Annotated in this window: 17 protein-coding genes; 10 read left to right on the top strand and 7 right to left on the bottom strand. The window is 49.4% G+C overall.

Annotated elements, in window-relative coordinates:
- Positions 1-116: 116 nt before the first annotated feature.
- The 3 genes from Q4E40_RS06620 to Q4E40_RS06610 form a co-directional block, all read right to left on the bottom strand.
- Positions 117-335: a hypothetical protein gene (locus Q4E40_RS06620; RefSeq protein ID WP_303410875.1), complete on the bottom strand. Its 219-nt coding sequence runs from the start codon at positions 333-335 to the stop codon at positions 117-119.
- A gap of 243 nt (positions 336-578) precedes the next feature.
- Positions 579-1,187, bottom strand: a complete 609-nt coding sequence (locus Q4E40_RS06615) for an RNA polymerase sigma factor (protein WP_007659731.1) — start codon at positions 1,185-1,187, stop codon at positions 579-581.
- Positions 1,178-2,281 carry a glycosyltransferase gene (locus Q4E40_RS06610; RefSeq protein WP_303410871.1) on the bottom strand — a complete coding sequence of 368 codons (1,104 nt, stop codon included), beginning with the start codon at positions 2,279-2,281 and terminating at the stop codon, positions 1,178-1,180. Before Q4E40_RS06610 ends, Q4E40_RS06615 begins: the two co-directional genes overlap by 10 nt.
- 383 nt (positions 2,282-2,664) lie before the next feature.
- On the opposite strand from Q4E40_RS06610, the gene tgt reads away from it, so the two are divergent.
- The 3 genes from tgt to Q4E40_RS06595 all read left to right on the top strand — a co-directional run bounded on the left by tgt (position 2,665) and on the right by Q4E40_RS06595 (position 5,933).
- Positions 2,665-3,795 carry a tRNA guanosine(34) transglycosylase Tgt gene (gene tgt, locus Q4E40_RS06605; protein WP_303410869.1) on the top strand — a complete coding sequence of 377 codons (1,131 nt, stop codon included), beginning with the start codon at positions 2,665-2,667 and terminating at the stop codon, positions 3,793-3,795.
- A gap of 120 nt (positions 3,796-3,915) precedes the next feature.
- Positions 3,916-4,992 carry an LptF/LptG family permease gene (locus Q4E40_RS06600; protein ID WP_303410868.1) on the top strand — a complete coding sequence of 359 codons (1,077 nt, stop codon included), beginning with the start codon at positions 3,916-3,918 and terminating at the stop codon, positions 4,990-4,992.
- Entirely contained in the window at positions 4,992-5,933 is a 942-nt protein-coding gene (locus Q4E40_RS06595; RefSeq protein ID WP_303410867.1) for a DMT family transporter, read from the top strand. The genes Q4E40_RS06600 and Q4E40_RS06595 overlap by 1 nt, the downstream gene beginning before the upstream one ends.
- Here Q4E40_RS06595 and ispE read toward each other — a convergent pair.
- The gene (gene ispE / locus Q4E40_RS06590) at positions 5,889-6,695 is read right to left on the bottom strand and encodes a 4-(cytidine 5'-diphospho)-2-C-methyl-D-erythritol kinase (protein ID WP_303410865.1); all 807 of its coding nucleotides are present in this window, start codon (positions 6,693-6,695) and stop codon (positions 5,889-5,891) included. The genes Q4E40_RS06595 and ispE overlap by 45 nt on opposite strands.
- Positions 6,696-6,812: 117 nt before the next feature.
- Entirely contained in the window at positions 6,813-7,946 is a 1,134-nt protein-coding gene (locus tag Q4E40_RS06585) for a trans-sulfuration enzyme family protein (RefSeq protein WP_303410863.1), read from the bottom strand.
- 175 nt (positions 7,947-8,121) lie between these two features.
- Here Q4E40_RS06585 and Q4E40_RS06580 point away from each other — a divergent pair, with 175 nt between their 5' ends.
- From Q4E40_RS06580 to Q4E40_RS06550, 7 genes are all read left to right on the top strand, one after another.
- Positions 8,122-10,011: a glycoside hydrolase family 13 protein gene (locus Q4E40_RS06580; protein WP_303410862.1), complete on the top strand. Its 1,890-nt coding sequence runs from the start codon at positions 8,122-8,124 to the stop codon at positions 10,009-10,011.
- A 30-nt stretch (positions 10,012-10,041) separates the two neighbouring features.
- Positions 10,042-11,109, top strand: a complete 1,068-nt coding sequence (locus tag Q4E40_RS06575; protein ID WP_303410860.1) for a ferredoxin--NADP reductase — start codon at positions 10,042-10,044, stop codon at positions 11,107-11,109.
- A gap of 209 nt (positions 11,110-11,318) precedes the next feature.
- Positions 11,319-11,663, top strand: coding sequence for a hypothetical protein (locus Q4E40_RS06570; protein WP_303410858.1), 345 nt, complete (start codon positions 11,319-11,321; stop codon positions 11,661-11,663).
- Positions 11,664-11,679: 16 nt separating this feature from the next.
- The gene (locus tag Q4E40_RS06565; RefSeq protein ID WP_303410856.1) at positions 11,680-13,296 is read left to right on the top strand and encodes a serine hydrolase; all 1,617 of its coding nucleotides are present in this window, start codon (positions 11,680-11,682) and stop codon (positions 13,294-13,296) included.
- An 81-nt stretch (positions 13,297-13,377) separates the two neighbouring features.
- The gene (locus tag Q4E40_RS06560; RefSeq protein WP_303410854.1) at positions 13,378-13,794 is read left to right on the top strand and encodes a hypothetical protein; all 417 of its coding nucleotides are present in this window, start codon (positions 13,378-13,380) and stop codon (positions 13,792-13,794) included.
- A 578-nt stretch (positions 13,795-14,372) separates the two neighbouring features.
- Positions 14,373-15,221, top strand: a complete 849-nt coding sequence (locus tag Q4E40_RS06555) for an alpha/beta hydrolase (RefSeq protein WP_303410852.1) — start codon at positions 14,373-14,375, stop codon at positions 15,219-15,221.
- Between the two features lie 212 nt (positions 15,222-15,433).
- On the top strand, positions 15,434-15,952 hold the full coding sequence (locus Q4E40_RS06550; protein WP_303410851.1) for a hypothetical protein: 519 nt from the start codon (positions 15,434-15,436) through the stop codon (positions 15,950-15,952).
- A gap of 243 nt (positions 15,953-16,195) precedes the next feature.
- Here Q4E40_RS06550 and atpC read toward each other — a convergent pair whose 3' ends face one another.
- Both atpC and atpD read right to left on the bottom strand, forming a co-directional pair.
- The gene (atpC, locus tag Q4E40_RS06545; protein WP_303410849.1) at positions 16,196-16,441 is read right to left on the bottom strand and encodes an ATP synthase F1 subunit epsilon; all 246 of its coding nucleotides are present in this window, start codon (positions 16,439-16,441) and stop codon (positions 16,196-16,198) included.
- Between the two features lie 92 nt (positions 16,442-16,533).
- Positions 16,534-18,042, bottom strand: a complete 1,509-nt coding sequence (gene atpD, locus Q4E40_RS06540) for a F0F1 ATP synthase subunit beta (RefSeq protein ID WP_303410847.1) — start codon at positions 18,040-18,042, stop codon at positions 16,534-16,536.
- Positions 18,043-18,158: the final 116 nt, after the last annotated feature.

Genomic DNA, 18,158 nt, shown 5'->3' with positions numbered 1-18,158 from the left:
AAGTTAGAAAGTATGGAAGTTAGAAATTTAGAAAGTTTAGAAGTTAGAGAGTTGAAGGGTTAGAGAGTTGAAGAAACTAATTACAGCCACTTTAACTTTTCTACCTTTTTACCTTCCTAACTCAAAACAAGGTATAGTATACCTGCCAGCACAGCTACCACCACCACTACGGCAAGGGCCATAAAGAGGTCGAACAGGAGCACCAGCCCGGCGTTACGGTACTGGCCCTCGTACTTGCGGTGCAGCTCCTGTTGGGCTTCTTCAGTCCCTTTGTGGCGCAGGTATAAATGCAGCTTGCCCATTCGTACCAAAATGGCTTCGCTCAGGTTTCGCATCGTCTGTTATGGCAAGGTATAGCGGTTCTACTTTTAGTGCCCTGCTGTAGCTTCAGGCAATGCAAAAGTATGAAATAAGTCCGGAAAACAGCCTAAAAATAGAGCCCCCGCCGCACAAGGCAACAGGGGCTCTAAAAACGTAATCAATATTTTTAGTTGGTTAAATGGTTGAATTGTTAAATGGCTGCTTCGCAGAACGATTCATATCTGTGAACAACTATTTAACCATCAACAATTTAACAATTAAATCAAGTGCTTCTTGTTCTTCACCATGTCATAGAGCAGCTCACGGGCGCGGTGCAGCTGGGCTTTCACGGTGCCAAGCGGTGCGTTTAGCTCAGTGGCAATCTCTTCGTAGGACAGTTCGTTGAAGTAGCGCAGTGTTACGAGGCGCTGGTACTTCTCTGGCAGCTTGGCTACCACGTACTGCATGATCTCGATTTTCTGGTTCTTTATGGCCTCTTCCTGCGGGTTCAGGTTCTTGTCTTTGAAGTCGATCGTGATCTCGTCGCCGTTGTCTATCTTAATGGCTGAGTCGATGCTCATCGTCTTGATGCGGTTCTTACGGATAAAGTCGATGCAGTTGTTGGTGGCGATACGGAACAGCCAGGTACTGAAAGCGTACTCGGGGTTGAACTTATGCAGGTTGCGGAAAGCCTTGGCAAAAGCCTCTATGGTCAGGTCCTCCGCGTCGTCGGCGTTGCGCACCATTTTGAGTACCACATGGTATACCGGCTTCTTATAAATGCTCATCAACTCAGCATAAGCTTTCTCGTCGTTTTCCTCAACGGCCGCCTGTATCAGCTTGAAATCGTGCTTCGCTTTTGCGGAGAATTGTTTGTTTACTTCCATCTGATTCGTTTGTTCAATACTACGGATACCCCAAGGAGCAGGTAACTAAAAAAATAGGCAATATCGAGCAGCGGCAACAACGGCAAAGAAATACCTTCGTCTAATCTGCGCGCCACACTTAAATAAATCGGAAACACCACCAGGTAGCGAATTCCGACGAGCGCGGCCAATATAGTCAAATGGCTATTTAGAACAAGAAGAATAATTACTAGCGTGTAAAAAAGAATATTGGATGAAATAAAAGTCCCTATCCTCCCTCTGTCTGCCGCATTGTACTGCCTGCCGGCGGCCATGTGCCTTCTTTTTTGTATCAGCCATTCCCGAAACGTCTTTTTGGGAATGCTGACTGTTTGCCCTTCCTTGCTGATAACAATGCTTGCTTTACTATTGTTGACGGCATCTCTGACAAATAGGTCATCGTCGCCGCCAGTAGTCTTGATATGAGATGCAAACCCCTTGTTTCTAAAGAAACATGACTTAGTATACGATAAGTTTCGGCCGACGCCCATGTAAGCGTGTCCTTTGTTTGCATGAGACAGATACTGAATTGCGGTCAGTAAGGTTTCATACCGGATCAGATGATTTAAAAAACCACCCAGTTTTTTATAAGGGGAGTAACCGATAACCAAATCAGCACCAGCATGATAGCCACTTTGCATTTTTTCGATCCAGCGTTCGCTGCATGGGCGGCAGTCAGCGTCTGTGAACAGCATGTGTTCGTAACGGGCTGCACGTATACCTAAGGCCAGTGCATATTTCTTCGGATTGAGGTACTCCGGTGTCTTTTTGATCGTCACCACCCGGAAGTTCGGGAACTGGCGCTCGAGCTCATACACGTAAAACTCGGTGTCATCGTCCGAGCGGTCATTCACCAGTATGATCTCAAACTCGGGGTACTCCTGGTCAAGCAGCATTGGGAGCAACTCAAATAGATTGTCCTGCTCATTGTGAGCCGCCACGATCACCGACACAGGCCGATGGGTGTCCGGCTCCGGATCGGTATACCTGCTCAGCGGCAGGAAGTAAAGCAAAGCATAGTATAGCTGCACCAGCACGCAAATAGCCAGCACCGCCAGGAGTATAAGTGGAATCAAATCTTGCTAACTGTTGATAGTTGGATAGTTATCTTGTCGCTCACCGGAGTTTTCAAAATAGCACGGAGCCGCAGCACATAAACAATTCCTCCGAATTAACTGGCAGAAAAGGCCCATCTGCCTGGCAAAGGAAATTGCTGGCCTCAGCATCATCCCCGATTCTGAATTCCTAATCCGGCACGGCACAAGTAACTACCAAAAATAGGTATAATTAAGCCATTTACGAACATCTTCATGATTTAATAATTGTTTATGTTTTGTGGGTCCGCGCGATGTATCTTTGCGGATTATTTCGATAACCATTTAGCAAAAACCGGTGGCCCTCGGGCTGCTCAAGCAGTTGGCTTGCTTCTTGTAGCATAGTGCGCTGACAATCACAGACCATGCAGTTTTCATTAGTAGCAAAAGATACACAGTCGAAGGCCCGTGCCGGGGTGGTAGAGACGGCGCACGGCGCCATCGAAACCCCGATCTTCATGCCCGTAGGTACGGCAGGAACCGTGAAGGCCGTGCACCAGCGCGAGCTCAAAGACGACATCAAGGCCGAGATCATATTGGGCAACACCTACCACCTATACCTGCGCCCGGGCCTGAATATACTCGAGCAGGCCGGTGGCTTGCACAAATTCAACGGATGGGACCGCCCGATCCTGACTGACAGCGGCGGCTACCAGGTGTTCTCGCTGGCCGGAACGCGCAAGATCAAGGAAGAAGGCGTGAAGTTCAAGTCCCACATCGACGGCTCTGCGCTCGATTTCACGCCGGAGAACGTGATGGACACTCAGCGCACCATCGGGGCCGACATCATCATGGCCTTTGACGAGTGCACCCCCTACCCCTGCGACTATACCTACGCCAAGAACTCGATGGAGCGCACCCACCGCTGGCTGCAGCGCTGCGTCGACCGTTTCGACTCTACAGAACCGAAGTACGGCTACGACCAGACGCTCTTCCCGATCGTGCAGGGCAGTACTTACAAAGACCTGCGCGTGCAGTCGGCCGAGACCATTGCCAGCTTTGGGCGCGAGGGCAACGCCATCGGTGGACTGTCAGTGGGCGAACCGGCCGAGATGATGTATGAGATGACCGAAGTGGTATGCGACATCCTGCCAGCCGACAAGCCGCGCTACCTGATGGGCGTGGGTACGCCGGCCAATATTTTGGAGAACATCGCCCTCGGAGTGGATATGTTTGACTGCGTGCTGCCGACCCGCAACGCCCGCAACGGCATGCTGTTTACGACACAGGGCATCATCAACATCCGCAACCTGAAGTGGGCCACCGACCACAGTCCGATCGATGCGGAACTAGGTGGCTATGTGAGCACGTTCTACAGCAAGGCTTATCTTCGCCACCTGGTACACAGCGGCGAGTACCTGGCCGGGCAGATCGCCAGCGTGCACAACCTGACCTTCTACCTCTGGCTGGTCAAGCAGGCCCGCCAGCACATCATAGCCGGCACTTTCCGCGATTGGAAGGACGTGATGGTGAAGAAACTGATGACACGATTGTAATTTGAGAGTTGAGGAGTTTAAGATTTAGAGAGTTGTAAGTTTTACATTACATAAAACACAACTATCTTTCTTATTCCTAAACCCCCAAACTCCTAAATTCCTAAACTTAAATAGCGCAGCTTGAAGCTAATTGACAAATACATCCTGAAGAAGTTCCTGACCACGTATGTGTTCACGGTGCTGATCATGGTCTCGGTGATTCTGGTGATTGACTTCACGGAGAAGAACGACGACTTCATCAAGCACAGTGTGCCCATTTCTGAGATCATCTTCGATTACTACATCCACCTGATCCCGTTCTATGCGAATATGCTGAGCCCGATCACGGTGTTCATCGCGACGGTGTTTGTAACCTCCAAAATGGCCTCACACACCGAGATTGTGGCCATTTTGAGTGGCGGCGTGAGCTTCAGGCGTTTCCTGGTGCCTTACCTGATCGGGGCTACCATTATCGGAGCCCTGATTTTTGCTTTGATCGGCTGGGTGATTCCGAACTCAAACAAAGAGAGTGTGGCCTTTCAGGTGAAGTATGTAAAAAGCCCGTTTACCTACGACAGTCGCAACATCCACCTCAAAATAGCGCCTGACACTTACGTGTACATGGAGAGCTACAACAACACGGCGCACGTAGGCTACAACTTCGCCATTGAGGAGATAAAGGGCACTAATCTGAGCAAGAGACTATCGGCCAGCAGTGTGCAGTGGAATCCGGAGAGGCAAAAATGGAGTGTAGACCGCTATACCCTGCGCACCTTCGACGGTGAGAATGAGAGCATCTACCACGGCGGAGCACTGGACACAACACTCAACATGCTGCCCAAAGACTTCGAGAGTACTTACAAACTGGAGCAGACCATGACGCTGCCGGAGCTCAACCGCTTTATCGACGAGAAAATAAGCCGTGGTGCCGACGATATCGAAACCTACCTGATCGAGAAATACGAACGCTACAGCTACCCCTTTGCCATCATCATCCTTACCGTGATTGGGGTGATCGTGAGTGCCCGCAAGGCACGAGGCGGCGTAGGTATGCAGATTGCGCTGGGCTTCTTCCTGGCCTTTGTCTTCATTATCTTCGTGATCACGAGTCGCAGCCTGGCGCAGGTCGGTGACCTCGACCCGATGTATGCGGCCTGGGTGCCGAGTATTATTTTCACAGGTATAGGATTCCTGCTTTACCGTTATATTCCCCGCTAATGCCGCGTCTCAAGGATTTTATCGAACTCCATTTCATTATATTGTTATGGGGCTTCACCGCCATATTGGGCAAATTGATCACGATTCCGGCAGTAGAGCTGGTATTCCTTCGCACGCTCATTGCGGCACTGGCGCTGGGTGTTATCATTTACCGGCGTAAGACGAAGTTCTGGCTGGGGCGCACCAATACGTCCATCATCATGGGTGTAGGGTTGATGATCTCGGCGCACTGGATCCTGTTTTTTGCCTCGGCCCGCATCTCGTCGGTTTCGCTGTGCCTGGTAGGTATGGCCACCTGCAGTTTGTGGACGGCCCTGCTGGAACCCGCCTTCACCAGCAAAAAACTAAAATTCCACGAAATCCTGCTGGGTGTCATCATACTGGTAGGCCTCTACATTATTTTCCAGGCTGAGACGGAATTTGACAACATGCTGGGCATCGGTATGGCAGTGGGTGCTGCGCTGCTGGGCGCGATCTTTACCATCATCAACGCCCGTCTGGCCAAGAAGCATCCTTCCACTACCATCACCGCTTACGAAATGGCAGGCGCCTGCATCGGCACGGCGTTGTTCTTCCCAATCTATGCCGAACTGTTTACGGAGACGGGTACGCTGAGCTTTGCCATGAACGGCATGGACTGGGTATACCTGCTGGTGTTGGCACTGGTGTGTACGGTGTACGCCTATACCGCTTCTGTCAGGCTGATGCAGAAAATATCGGCCTATACCATGAACCTGACTGTGAACATGGAGCCGATCTACGGCATCCTGCTGGCCTGGCTCATCTTCAACGAGAATGAGCAGATGACCTCCAACTTCTACATCGGGGCCACCATCATCCTGGTCAGTGTGTTCATCCACCCGGTGCTGGACACTTACAGCGAGCGTCGCAAAAAGTTAAAGCAGCCCCTTCCAGAGCAGGTAGTGGCCGGGAAAGACTAAGTTTTCAGGTTCTGTTTTGAAAAGACCGTACATGGCCGACCCTGAACCGGTCATGGAGGCGTAGTCGGCACCTGCACTGTAGAGCTGCTCTTTTATACCTACCAGCTCCGGATAGCGCGGGAATAGCGCCTCCTCAAAGTCATTGTGAAGTACCTCTTTCCATACCTGCACATCCTGCTTCAGGTACATCTCAATGCCGCAGCTGGGCTTTTTAGGCACGATGTTGCCATAGGCCTCGGCCGTGGTGATATGGATGCCCGGATATACGATCACACAGGTATAGCCGCTTAGGTCCAATTCCACCGGCTTGAACACATCACCCTTTTCCACTGCGATCACCGGTTTGTTCCGGATAAAGAAAGCGCAGTCGCTGCCGAGTTGACGGGCATAAGCCTCGAGCTGGTCTTCGCTCTGGTTGAGCTCGAACAGGCTGTTGAGTTGCTTCAGGGCAAAAGCTGCGTCCGCCGAGCCGCCTCCCAGACCCGCTCCCATCGGGATGGCCTTGTGCAGGTGCATGTGCAGCGGAGGCAACTGAAAGTCCTGCTGCAGCAAGCGATAAGCCTTCAGACACAGGTTCGAATCCGCGTTGCCGGGAACGGGCAGCCCGCTCATGGTAAAGGCTTCCGTATCAGCTGTTACGATCTCCAGGGCATCGCACCAACGCACCGGGTAAAAGCAAGACTCCAAGTTATGAAATCCGTCCGGACGCTTCTCCGTCACCAGCAATCCCAGGTTTATCTTTGCATTCGGAAAATCCAGCATAGGTATGGTGTTTATAATGTGAGGTGGTTTTACACTGTGTCTATACCTGTAACTCCAGGTTCAGGTATACCTCCTCAAAATCTTTCTAACTCACTCATTCACTAAATCACTCAATCACTAAATCCTATCCAGCGCCTGCTTCAGATCAGCCAGTAGTTCTTCGGTTTCCTCTATACCTACCGACAAACGGATCAGCCCCAGTGTGATGCCGAGTTTCTGTTGCTGCGCTGGGCTAAGGCTGCGGTGCGAGGTGCGGAGCGGGTGTGAAATGGAAGTGCTCACGCCCGCCAGCGAAGGGGCAAAGGGGATTTGCTGCAGGGCTTGCATAAAGGTGTTTACCGTTTCCGGCGCATCGTCTTTCAGTTTGAAAGACAGCATACCGCCAAACATGCCTTGCCCCTGCTCTTTGGCCAACTGGTGCTGCGGATGCTGGGCTAAACCCGGATACCATACCTGCTTTACGTGCGGGTGCTGTTCCAACATTTCAGCTATCGCCTGCGCGTTGGTGCAGTGCTGGCGCATCCGCAGCTTCAGGGTTTTAAGTCCGCGGGCCGCCAGCCAACTCTCAAAGGGGCTTAGGTTGAGGCCGTAGGTACGCATGATCTGCTTGCTCCGGCTGCTGTCTTCCGGGGTTCCAGCCACTACTACACCCGCCGTCACATCGCTATGCCCCGACAGGTATTTGGTCACGCTGTGGATGACCAGGTCAGCGCCTAATGCCAGTGGCTTGGTAATGACCGGCGAGGCGAAGGTGTTGTCCACCACAAGCTTTATACCCGTGCGCTTCGTCTCTTCTGCCAGGCGCTTCAGGTCCACCACCTGCAGCAGCGGATTGCTCATGGTCTCGGCCAGCAGCAGTTTGGTGTTAGGCTGCACAAACTCCTCCAGGGTATAGAGATTGTCGCTTGGCACGTAGCTCACCGCTATCCCCATGCGGGTCAGTTCCTGCGAGAGCAAGGCAGCTGAGCCACCGTAGATTTCCTCAGCGCAAAGCACGTGGTCGCCGGACTGGCAATACGTGAGCACCGCCGTCAAAATAGCCGACATCCCCGACGAAGTGGCCACTGCACCGGCACCGCCCTCCAGTTTGTTCACCTCTTCGGCCAACTCATCAGAGTTGGGATTGCCATAGCGGGTGTACATGTACTTTTGGTCCGGTTGCTCAAAGTAGAGCTCCAGGTCGTTCAGGTCTTCAAAGGTGAACACCGAGGTCTGGTATATGGGAGTGGTTTTCGGATGGATCTGTGCCATGGTCAGGTATAAATAAAACCGGCCTTTAAGTTAAGAAGTAAATTTCTATATATTGTGAAGGTATAGCACGAGCCTCTGTCAGAAAGGCCAAATACATGCAGTGCCGTCACCAAACAGTTTACAACAGGTATAAGCTTCTTTTCAACGAGGGGAGCCTATTCCAAACTTCATCTTCATGAAATCACAATTTTCAGGGGAAATCAAACTCCTACTACTGGCCCTCCTTCTTTTAATCGTAAGCCCGGCTTGCAGGCAAGCAGCCCAAAAATCTGCGCAGACGCCTGTTGTTCCGGCAACAGAAGAAAAAGCTGAATTTGTACCGCAGTGGGCGAAAACAGTAGTCTGGTATCAAATTTTCCCGGAGCGCTTCCGGGATGGGGACAAGAGCAACAACCCGACCGTTGCCGATATCCTGGGAGCAGACCCGCAGGAACCGCCAAAAGCGTGGCACGTGCACCCCTGGGGAAGCGATTGGTACCAGTTGCAGGCATATGAGAAGCAGAATGGCGAGCACGAAATGTGGAAGCACCTGCTACGGCGGCGCTACGGCGGTGACCTGCAGGGTATAATCGATAAGCTGGACTACCTCCATGACCTGGGCATCACGGCCATCTACTTAAACCCGGTTTTTCAAGCGCCCTCCCTGCACAAATACGACGGTGAAAGCTACCATCACATTGACCCGAATTTCGGTCCGGACCCTGAAGGGGACAGAAAGCTGATCGCAACCGAAAATCCGCTGGATCCGACTACCTGGGTATGGACGAGCGCTGATGAATTGGCTCTAAAACTGATCAAAGAGGCTCATAAGCGAGACATGCGTATCATATTTGACGGAGTGTTCAACCACCTGGGCTATAACAGCTTTGCTTTTCAGGATGTCTTAAAAAACCAGCGGGCTTCACCCTATAAGGATTGGTTTATCATCAAATCCTGGAACGATCCTCAAAAAGGAACCACCTTCGACTACGAAGGCTGGTTTGGGGTGAAATCACTTCCTGAGCTGCAGGAAGACAGCACCGGTATTGTGGAAGGGCCCCGGGAGTACATCTTTAACGCCACGGAACGCTGGATGAACCCCAAAGGCGAAGGTATAGAAAACGGCATCGACGGCTGGAGGCTCGATGTGGCCTTTTGCGTTGGACATCCTTTCTGGAAGAAATGGCGCAAGCATGTCCGCTCTATCAATCCTGAAGCATATATGACTGCCGAAATCGTTGACACGCCGGATAAGGTGAAACCCTACATGCAGGGAGATGAATTCGATGGGGAGATGAACTACAACTTCGCCTTTGCCTCGGCTGAATTCTTTTTCAATCCCGACACCATGCGCATTTCGTCCACCGAATTTGACAGCAAGTTGAAGGCGCTGCGGGAACTGTACCCACTTGGGGTAGCCTATGTGTCACAGAACCTGTTCGGAAGCCACGATTCTAACAGAATAGGCTCGCACATTGTCAATCGGGGTATCGGGAACTTCAGAGACTGGGGCAAGTATTTCAACACGTCCGTTGCGCTAAACAACCCCAATTACTCTACACGCAAGCCGCAGCTAGAAGACATCCAACTTCAAAAACTTTTTGTGATCATGCAGATGACCTATGTAGGCGCCCCTATGGTCTACTATGGAGATGAGGTGGGTATGTGGGGCGGTAATGATCCGGACTCCAGAAAGCCCATGGTCTGGTCGGATATTCAATACGATGATGAGGTTTTCAATGCAGATGGCTCTACCCATGCCCCTGACAAAGTGGAGATCAACCAGCCTTTATTTGAACATTATAAAAAGCTTATCCATATAAGGAAGGAGCACCCCGCGCTGCAGTCAGGCACCTACAAAACATTGCTTGCCGACGATGAGAGGAGTCTGCTGGTATTTGAGAGGAGTTATAAAGGCGAAAATATCATCGTGGTGATCAACAACAGCCCTCAGGAAGCAGAAGTTACTTTGCCGGAATTAACGGGAAGATGTTTCAAAGACCTACTGAGCGCAAAGGAAATTAAGCAGGGGGACAAAATAGCCGTTGCTGGAAAATGGGGGCTCATACTGGCAAACTGCCCTTAGCAGGCGCAACCTTTACACGTAACACAGAACATGACACATCCTATACCTGACGACAACAGATACTACCGCAGCCTGATCATTCGCCACATTCAGGAGGAAATTCCCGGCGTGAAGACCTTTGCGCTGGAGCCTGAGGACGGCCAGCCACTTCCGTACAAAGCCGGCCAATACCTGACTTTAGTGCACCACAGCGCGCAGGGGGAAGTCCGCCGCTCCTACTCCATCACTTCCTCCCCCGCCTTGCAGGAGCCGCTCACGATTGGTGTGAAGCGCATTGAAAACGGCCTCTTCTCCCGCATGCTGATCGACAATGCCCGCGTCGGCGACAAACTGATGACGACCGGAGCGGCTGGTTTGTTTACTTTGCCCGAAAAAGGTAAGGACTATAAGCAAATCTTCTTTCTGGCAGCCGGCAGTGGCATTACGCCCATTTACTCGCTGCTCAAAACGCTGCTCCACGCCCGTCCGGACTTATCGGCAGTGCTCTTCTACAGCAACAGTTACCCAGAGAGGGCCATGTTCCTGAAACCCCTCCAGCAGCTTTCAACTCAATTCCCTGAGAGGCTGCACACCGAGTTTCTGTACAGCAACTCCCCGGACCTGAGCCGGGCGCGACTTCACAAAGACCTGCTGCAGCGCTTTATCAGTTCCCTTGCTAAAGTGCCGCACGACGAGCTGCTTTTTTACATCTGCGGTCCTGATAACTACATGCGCCTGATGTCGTTTGCGCTGCGGCAGTTCGGTATACCGGAGAGTAACATCCGCAAGGAGATCTTCAACACCGACATCCGCAAGCCGGCCAAAGTCATACCACCCGACACGGCAGCCCACAACGTGACATTGCATATTGGCGGAAGCACGCACCAGATCGTTTCGCGATATCCCAACAACATCCTCCAGAGTGCCAGGCAGGCTGGCATCGCCATGCCCTACAGCTGCGAAACCGGTAAGTGCGGCAGTTGCCTGGCCCGGGTACTAAAGGGCAAGGTATGGATGTCCTATAACGAGGTGCTCACCGAGCGGGATATCGAAAACGGCATGACATTAACTTGCGTTGGGTTTCCGGTGGGTGGAGATGTGGAGATGGAAATTCTGTAGCTACACTTTCCTGCCTCCTGCAATATCTCCTAAAAAGTGTGGTTTGTTTTATAAACTGAATGTAGATTTTGCTATATTTAGTGAGGCTTAGCTTGTTAAGGCTATACATTAAGCTCCAGGGTTGCAACAATTTTGAGGTAATAACAGCCCAGACCCAGGAGGAGCGATAAGCTATTTTTGAGAACAATCCCACTTAACCGCACAACGCAATGAAAACAATATCCACCATCGCTGGATTAGTGCTTATATCCCTATCGGCACAAGCACAAGATGTGGATCATCCGCAGCTACGGTTAAAACCGCTTCATAAGAAATTAGAGTTGCGCTATCTGGAGCAAGACTCCTCCAACAGCAAGTTAAACCCACTTGGAAAACCTGGCAGCAGGTATAGCCTCTTCCCGAAGTCTTCAACAAAAAGCGATGCTCCAGCAGAAGCTAGCGAGCCACGGTCCACCATGCCTGTCCTAAAGCCTGACTCGACCATTCAGTTCTCCATCCTGGCCCTGAAACCTGACACCACAATGGCGTTTCCTATGCCGGTTATAAAACCTTAGCCTATACCTGATATTTATGAAAAAGTCTACTCCCCTGCTGCTCGCACTCACACTGCTTTGGCTGAGCTCCATTCTTCCGCTTCACGCGCAGTCCATCAGCCCGCAGGAAATCGACCAGGTGGTGGAACGGGCCATGACGGCCTTTCAGGTGCCAGGTATAGCCGTTGCAGTGGTGAAAGACGGAAAAGTGGTGCACATGAAAGGCTATGGCGTCAACTCGATCAAAACGGGGGAGAAAACCACGGAGCATACTTTGTTCGGCGTGGCCTCCAACACCAAGGCCTTCACGGCGGCCTCGTTGGGTTTGCTGGTGGAGGAAGGCAAACTCAAGTGGGACGATAAGGTTGTGAAGTACATACCGGAGTTCCGCCTCTACAACGACTACGTAACGCAGGAATTCACGATTCGGGACCTGCTGACCCACCGCAGTGGACTGGGCTTGGGAGCCGGTGACCTCATGATGTTTCCTGACGGCAACGACTTTACTGTAAACGACCTGATTCGTAACATACAATACCTGAAGCCGGTGTCCGCTTTCAGGTCGAAGTACGATTACGATAACCTGCTGTACATTGTGGCCGGTGAGGTAGTGGCCCGCGTGACAGGCACCAGCTGGTCAGATTTTACAGAAAAACGCATTTTGCAACCACTGGGCATGACGCGCAGCGCCGCCAGTTATGAAAGACTCCGGGACTTAACCAACACCATTGAGGCCCATGCCGTGGTCGAGGGCAAATTAAAAGTGATTGACCGCTACAACCTGCCATTCGGTGCCGCCGCCGGAGGGATTTACACCAGCGTGCACGACCTAAGCAAGTGGCTAATCATGCTGATGCACGAGGGCAGGTATGGCGATGATCTGAAGCAGCGCCTGCTCACCCAAAAAGTCATCCGCGAGCAGTGGACGCCCCAAACCATTATACCTTACAACGGCAAAAGCCCCTTCAACACACATTTCCGGTCCTACGGGCTTGGCTGGTTCCTGAGCGATGTGAAAGGCCACAAAGAAGTGAGCCACACAGGCGGGCTTCCAGGCATGGTCAGTCAGGTAACCATGCTGCCAGAGCTCAACCTGGGCATCATCGTGCTTACCAACCAGCAGAACGGTCAGGCTTTCCGCTCCATCACCAACACCATCAAGCAGGCCTACTTGGGTATGGAAGCGCATGACTGGGTCGCGGAGCTAAAACAGGAAGAGGATGAATATGTGGCAGAGGCCACCGCTTATACCGACAAGATCTGGGGCGATGTGAACAAGGTGCTGAAAGAAAAAAAATCGAAAGTAGCTTTTGACAAGTATGAAGGTACTTTCGAAGACAAGTGGTTTGGTCTTGTTGAGATTTACAGGCAAAAGAACAAACTCTACTTCAAGTCGCTGCGATCGCCCAGGCTGCAGGGCGAAATGCTCTATTACAAAGACAACACCTTCGTGGTGAAGTGGAGCGACCGCAGTTTTGAGGCCGATGCCTTTGTAGAGTACGTGCCGAATCAGCAGGGCAATCTCTCAGGTATAAGCATGAAGGCTGTCTCCCCGCTCACCGACTTCAGCTACGACTTCCACGACCTGGATTTCACCAAAGTGCAGACTGTACCTCAAAGCTCTGCTATACCTGCAGGCAGTGGGAAGAAGTAGGAGGCGCAAATCTAGCTATAGTATCAATAGGCGCATGTTCACGCTTTTCTGTAAGTTGGGCAAATCAAAAGTATAGAAAAGATGAGTCCAGAAGTCAAAAGTGATATTGAAAAGTTAATAAGCTACTCTGTTGAATTTGCAGAAACTTTGCTGCTAGACTCTGGTGAATATTACCCATTCAGTTCTAAAATTGTCACATCAGGAGAATTGACTCCAGTGAGCTTTTTTGATGAAGAAGAATACCCTGATAGTCAAAAGATAATAAATGGTCTTACTTCTGTCTTTGAAGAAGCTCTTAGTAAGAAGGAAGTTAGAGCATACTGTATAGCCTATGATGTGCGAGTCAAAAATGAAAAATATAACTCTGCAACGAACGCTATACTTGTATCAATCAAACATGAAGATGTTGAAGGGAAGCTGACTTATTACTACCCTTATGTGTTGGGAAATAATAAGAAGTTGGTATTTCTTGAGCCTTGGGGTGAGCACGAAAACTAAAAATGCCTTTACCCAACACGGCACATAAATCAAGCTTTGGTTACACCTCACTCACTTTATGCACTAAACGTTGTGTATCATTGAAATGAAAAATAGAGGGATATGAATTCATCAATTGCCATCAAGATAATGTTAGGGCTATTTACCGCTGTAACGATCTTTCATTTCTGTATTATTTTAAAGATTATTCCTTATGAAATCACTTGGGGAGGGCGACTAAAGAATGATACTGAAATGTATGTTTTCGAATCATTGTCTATACTAATTAATAGCATCTTAATCGTAACTCTGCTAATTAAAGGAAACTACTTAAAACAGATATTTTCATTAAGAATCGTGAATACAATTCTCTGGGTATTTCTCTTTCTTTTTGGATTAAATACAATTGGAAACCTGTTCGCAAATACAAATTTTGAAAAATTATTTGCAGGACTTACCCTTGCGTCCTCCATCCTGATCTGGATAATACTTAAAGCAAAAAACAGCGAGCACACAACGATATACAAACGGTAATAAGCCCACCGTTTACACTAACCATTAGCAGTTATTGTAAAAACAACATCAAACAGACAAGTAAAGTGAGAAAGCTACTGACAATAATAATTTTTACATTTTACGCCTTATCATCCTACGGCCAGAAAGCTAAACAGAAAGAAAGCAGCAGACCCTTTGTACTTGGAGAAATTCATGAACTTCAGTCAAAAGTATTAGGCGAAAAAAGGACTCTGAATATTTACCTCCCAGACGGTTACACCCCAAACGATAGCGTAAAATATCCGGTTATTTATTTGCTTGACGGGTCGGCTGACGAAGATTTTATTCATATCGTTGGGCTTGTGCAATACTACAGTTTCGAATGGGTAAATCAATTACCTAAATCAATTGTAGTTGGCATTGCTACAGTGGACAGAAGAAGAGACTTTACTTTTCCTACCACTATTGAATCAGACCAGAAACGGTATCCTACAACAGGACATTCAGATAAATTTACCGCCTTTTTAGCAACAGAACTACAACCCTTCATTGACAAAAAGTTTAAGACGACACGCTCTAAAACCATTATAGGACAGTCTTTAGGCGGTTTATTAGCAACAGAAATTTTATTAAAAAGCCCAACTCTTTTCAATAAGTACATCATCGTAAGTCCAAGCTTATGGTGGGACAATGGCTCTTTGTTGAATAAAGGTTCAGAAATACTGAACGCCGCTTTTCAACAACAGACAGATATTTACATAGGTGTTGGCAAAGAAGGACTTACACCAACTGCTATCCCACGAGTTATGGAAGTAGATGCCAACTTGTTGGCAGACAAAATCAACGCCACAAAAAGCAAAACTGTACGTGTAGTATTCGACTACTTGCCACAAGAAGACCATGCTACCATCATGCACCAGGCAGTTTCAAATGCTTTTAAGGCACTCAAGTAAAAAGCTTTAAGAGAATAAGAACGAACCGCTAACAAGGTATAGCCGCCGTGAGCACTAACGTGTTTCTACCAGGCTCAAGTGCCTAAACAAACCGTTGTGTATCCATCGGCCATTTATGCAAAAACCTCTACCTGCTGCTATACCTGCACCGTTACAGCAAATTGGATTAGCTCCGTAGCCAAGATTGAAAAATGAATGAAACTGGATCAAAAATGAAGACATTGAACTGGCGGCATACTGGCTGGATTGCAAAGGATTTCATATTCGCTATGGAACAGCAGATTATCGGGTATTTGACTATTGATAGTTCCTGGAATTTTAAAGCATTGTACACCGACGAGGAAACAAAGCTAAGTTTTGCCCAGAGGAGCTTTTGGGACAGGGATGTTTTAATAACTAAGGACGGGGTGGCAATTGGTGAGATCCATAGCGGATTATTTGGGCAAAAGACACTCGCCCTCTTGTCAGGAGAAAAATTCACCATTTCTACCAGCTTTTGGGAACAAGAAGCTTATTGGAAGACTGAACAGGGCAACACAATCATCAGGTACCGGCAAGCGATCATGAGTGGGATGGGAAAAGGATCGATAAGGATAGAGAAATCACTGCCAATTGAAGCGGAAAGGTTACTAATCAGTAGCGGACTCTTTATTCGGCAAATGACACGCTGGCGAAGAGCACGAAAAATGGCCGTTATCATCCTGGTTATAGCGGCTGGAAGTCAAGTTTAATGAATAAGCCTAGGGTTGGGATTCATGATGCGGCTCCCGAACCAACTCCATGAATTGTGATCACGCCCAATCTAATGCCTCATTAATTCCTCTGAGGCCCAACCGCACCCTGAAGGAATTGCCTCACTTATCACCCAAGTGGAACTCGAACAAATATTGAGAAAGTGGCAGCCCAAATGAAAAATCCCCTTCCGCTCTTATCAAGCAGAAGGGGATTTATTTTATGCTTTAGCTAATGCTGTACTATTCCGTAACGGACTCAGCCAGTACGATGATCTTATTGTTCAGCACTTCTACCACACCACCATCCACGGTAAAGAACTCCTGTCCTTGCCTGGTAGTGATACGGATTCTGCCACTTTCCATGGTGCTGATAAGGGGAGCGTGCAAGTTCAGGACTTCAAACGAACCGTTTGAGCCCGGGAACTGAGCTGACTCTACCTCACCGGCAAAAACCTTCTTATCAGGTGTGATTATCTCTAAATACATTCTTATTAGTTAAGAGTTTAGAGTTAAGAGTTATGAGTTACAGTGGCAAAACCAGCTTTTAACTCTTAACTCTTAACTTTTAACTATAAAACCTATTTTGCTGCTTCGGCCATCAACTTCTCACCTTTCGCTACAGCGTCTTCAATGGTACCAACCAGGTTGAAGGCTGCCTCAGGCAGGTGATCGTACTTACCGTCCATGATCTCGTTGAAGCCACGGATGGTATCTTTGATGTCAACAAGAACACCTCTAAGACCAGTGAACTGCTCTGCTACGTGGAAAGGCTGAGACAGGAAACGCTGCACACGGCGCGCTCTGTGTACCACCTGCTTATCTTCTTCAGAAAGTTCGTCCATACCAAGGATGGCGATAATATCCTGAAGTTCTTTGTAACGCTGCAGAATCTCTTTTACGCGCTGTGCTGTACCATAATGGTCTTCGCCCAGAACGTCGGCAGAAAGGATGCGTGAAGTAGAGTCCAGTGGATCCACCGCAGGGTAGATACCCAACTCGGCAATCTTACGGGAAAGTACTGTTGTAGCGTCCAAGTGAGCGAACGTTGTCGCTGGAGCCGGGTCAGTCAAGTCATCCGCAGGTACGTAAACGGCCTGTACAGATGTAATGGAACCACGCTTCGTTGACGTGATACGCTCTTGCATGGCACCCATCTCAGTTGCCAGCGTTGGCTGGTAACCTACCGCCGATGGCATACGACCCAAAAGGGCCGACACCTCAGAACCCGCCTGTGTAAAGCGGAAGATGTTGTCAATAAAGAACAGGATGTCACGACCAGCACCAGTACCGTCACCGTCACGGAAGTTCTCCGCGATTGTAAGACCAGAGAGGGCCACACGTGCACGCGCCCCAGGAGGCTCGTTCATCTGACCGAACACCAGCGTCGCCTGCGATTTCTCCAGCTCAGCCATGTCTACTTTCGACAGGTCCCATCCGCCAGCTTCCATCGAGTGCTTAAACTCTGCACCGTAACGGATGATGTCAGATTCCAAGAATTCACGAAGCAAGTCATTTCCTTCGCGGGTACGCTCACCTACACCGGCAAACACAGACAGACCAGAATAGGCCTTGGCAATGTTGTTTACCAGCTCCATGATCAATACCGTTTTACCCACACCGGCACCACCAAACAGACCAATTTTACCACCTTTTACATAAGGGGCCAGCAGGTCGATTACTTTGATACCAGTATAAAGGATTTCAGATGAAGTTGCCAGGTCTTCGAAACGCGGTGCAGCGCGGTGAATTGGCAGGCGCGTGTTCGTAACAGGCTGAGGAATACCGTCGATCGCTTCGCCAATTACGTTGAACAGACGACCGTTGATCGCGTTGCCGGTAGGCATCGTGATCGGGCCACCCAGGTCAGTTACCTGTGCACCACGGGTAAGGCCTTCGCTGGAGTCCATCGCAATGGTACGTACACGATCTTCGCCGAGGTGCTGCTGCACTTCCAGCACAATGCGTTGGCCGTTTTCTTTAATTACCTCAAGCGCATCGAGGATGTTTGGTAATTTTGCGTTTTCACCCGCAAAGCTAACGTCCACAACCGGACCGATAACCTGGGTAATTCTGCCAATATTCGCCATTTGACTTTTTATATTGATTAACTGTATAACGGAGTTATTTCAAGGCGCAAAACTAAGGTATATTGAGGACAATTCCACACAACACCCCAAAAAGTTTTAACTTACTCAATATCAAA

Origin of the sequence: Pontibacter coccineus, assembly GCF_030546575.1 — a bacterium.
In the GTDB taxonomy this organism is placed as follows: Bacteria; Bacteroidota; Bacteroidia; order Cytophagales; family Hymenobacteraceae; genus Pontibacter; species Pontibacter coccineus.
Note: the sequence above shows the minus strand (reverse complement) of the source record. Positions and strands in the feature narration are given on the sequence as shown.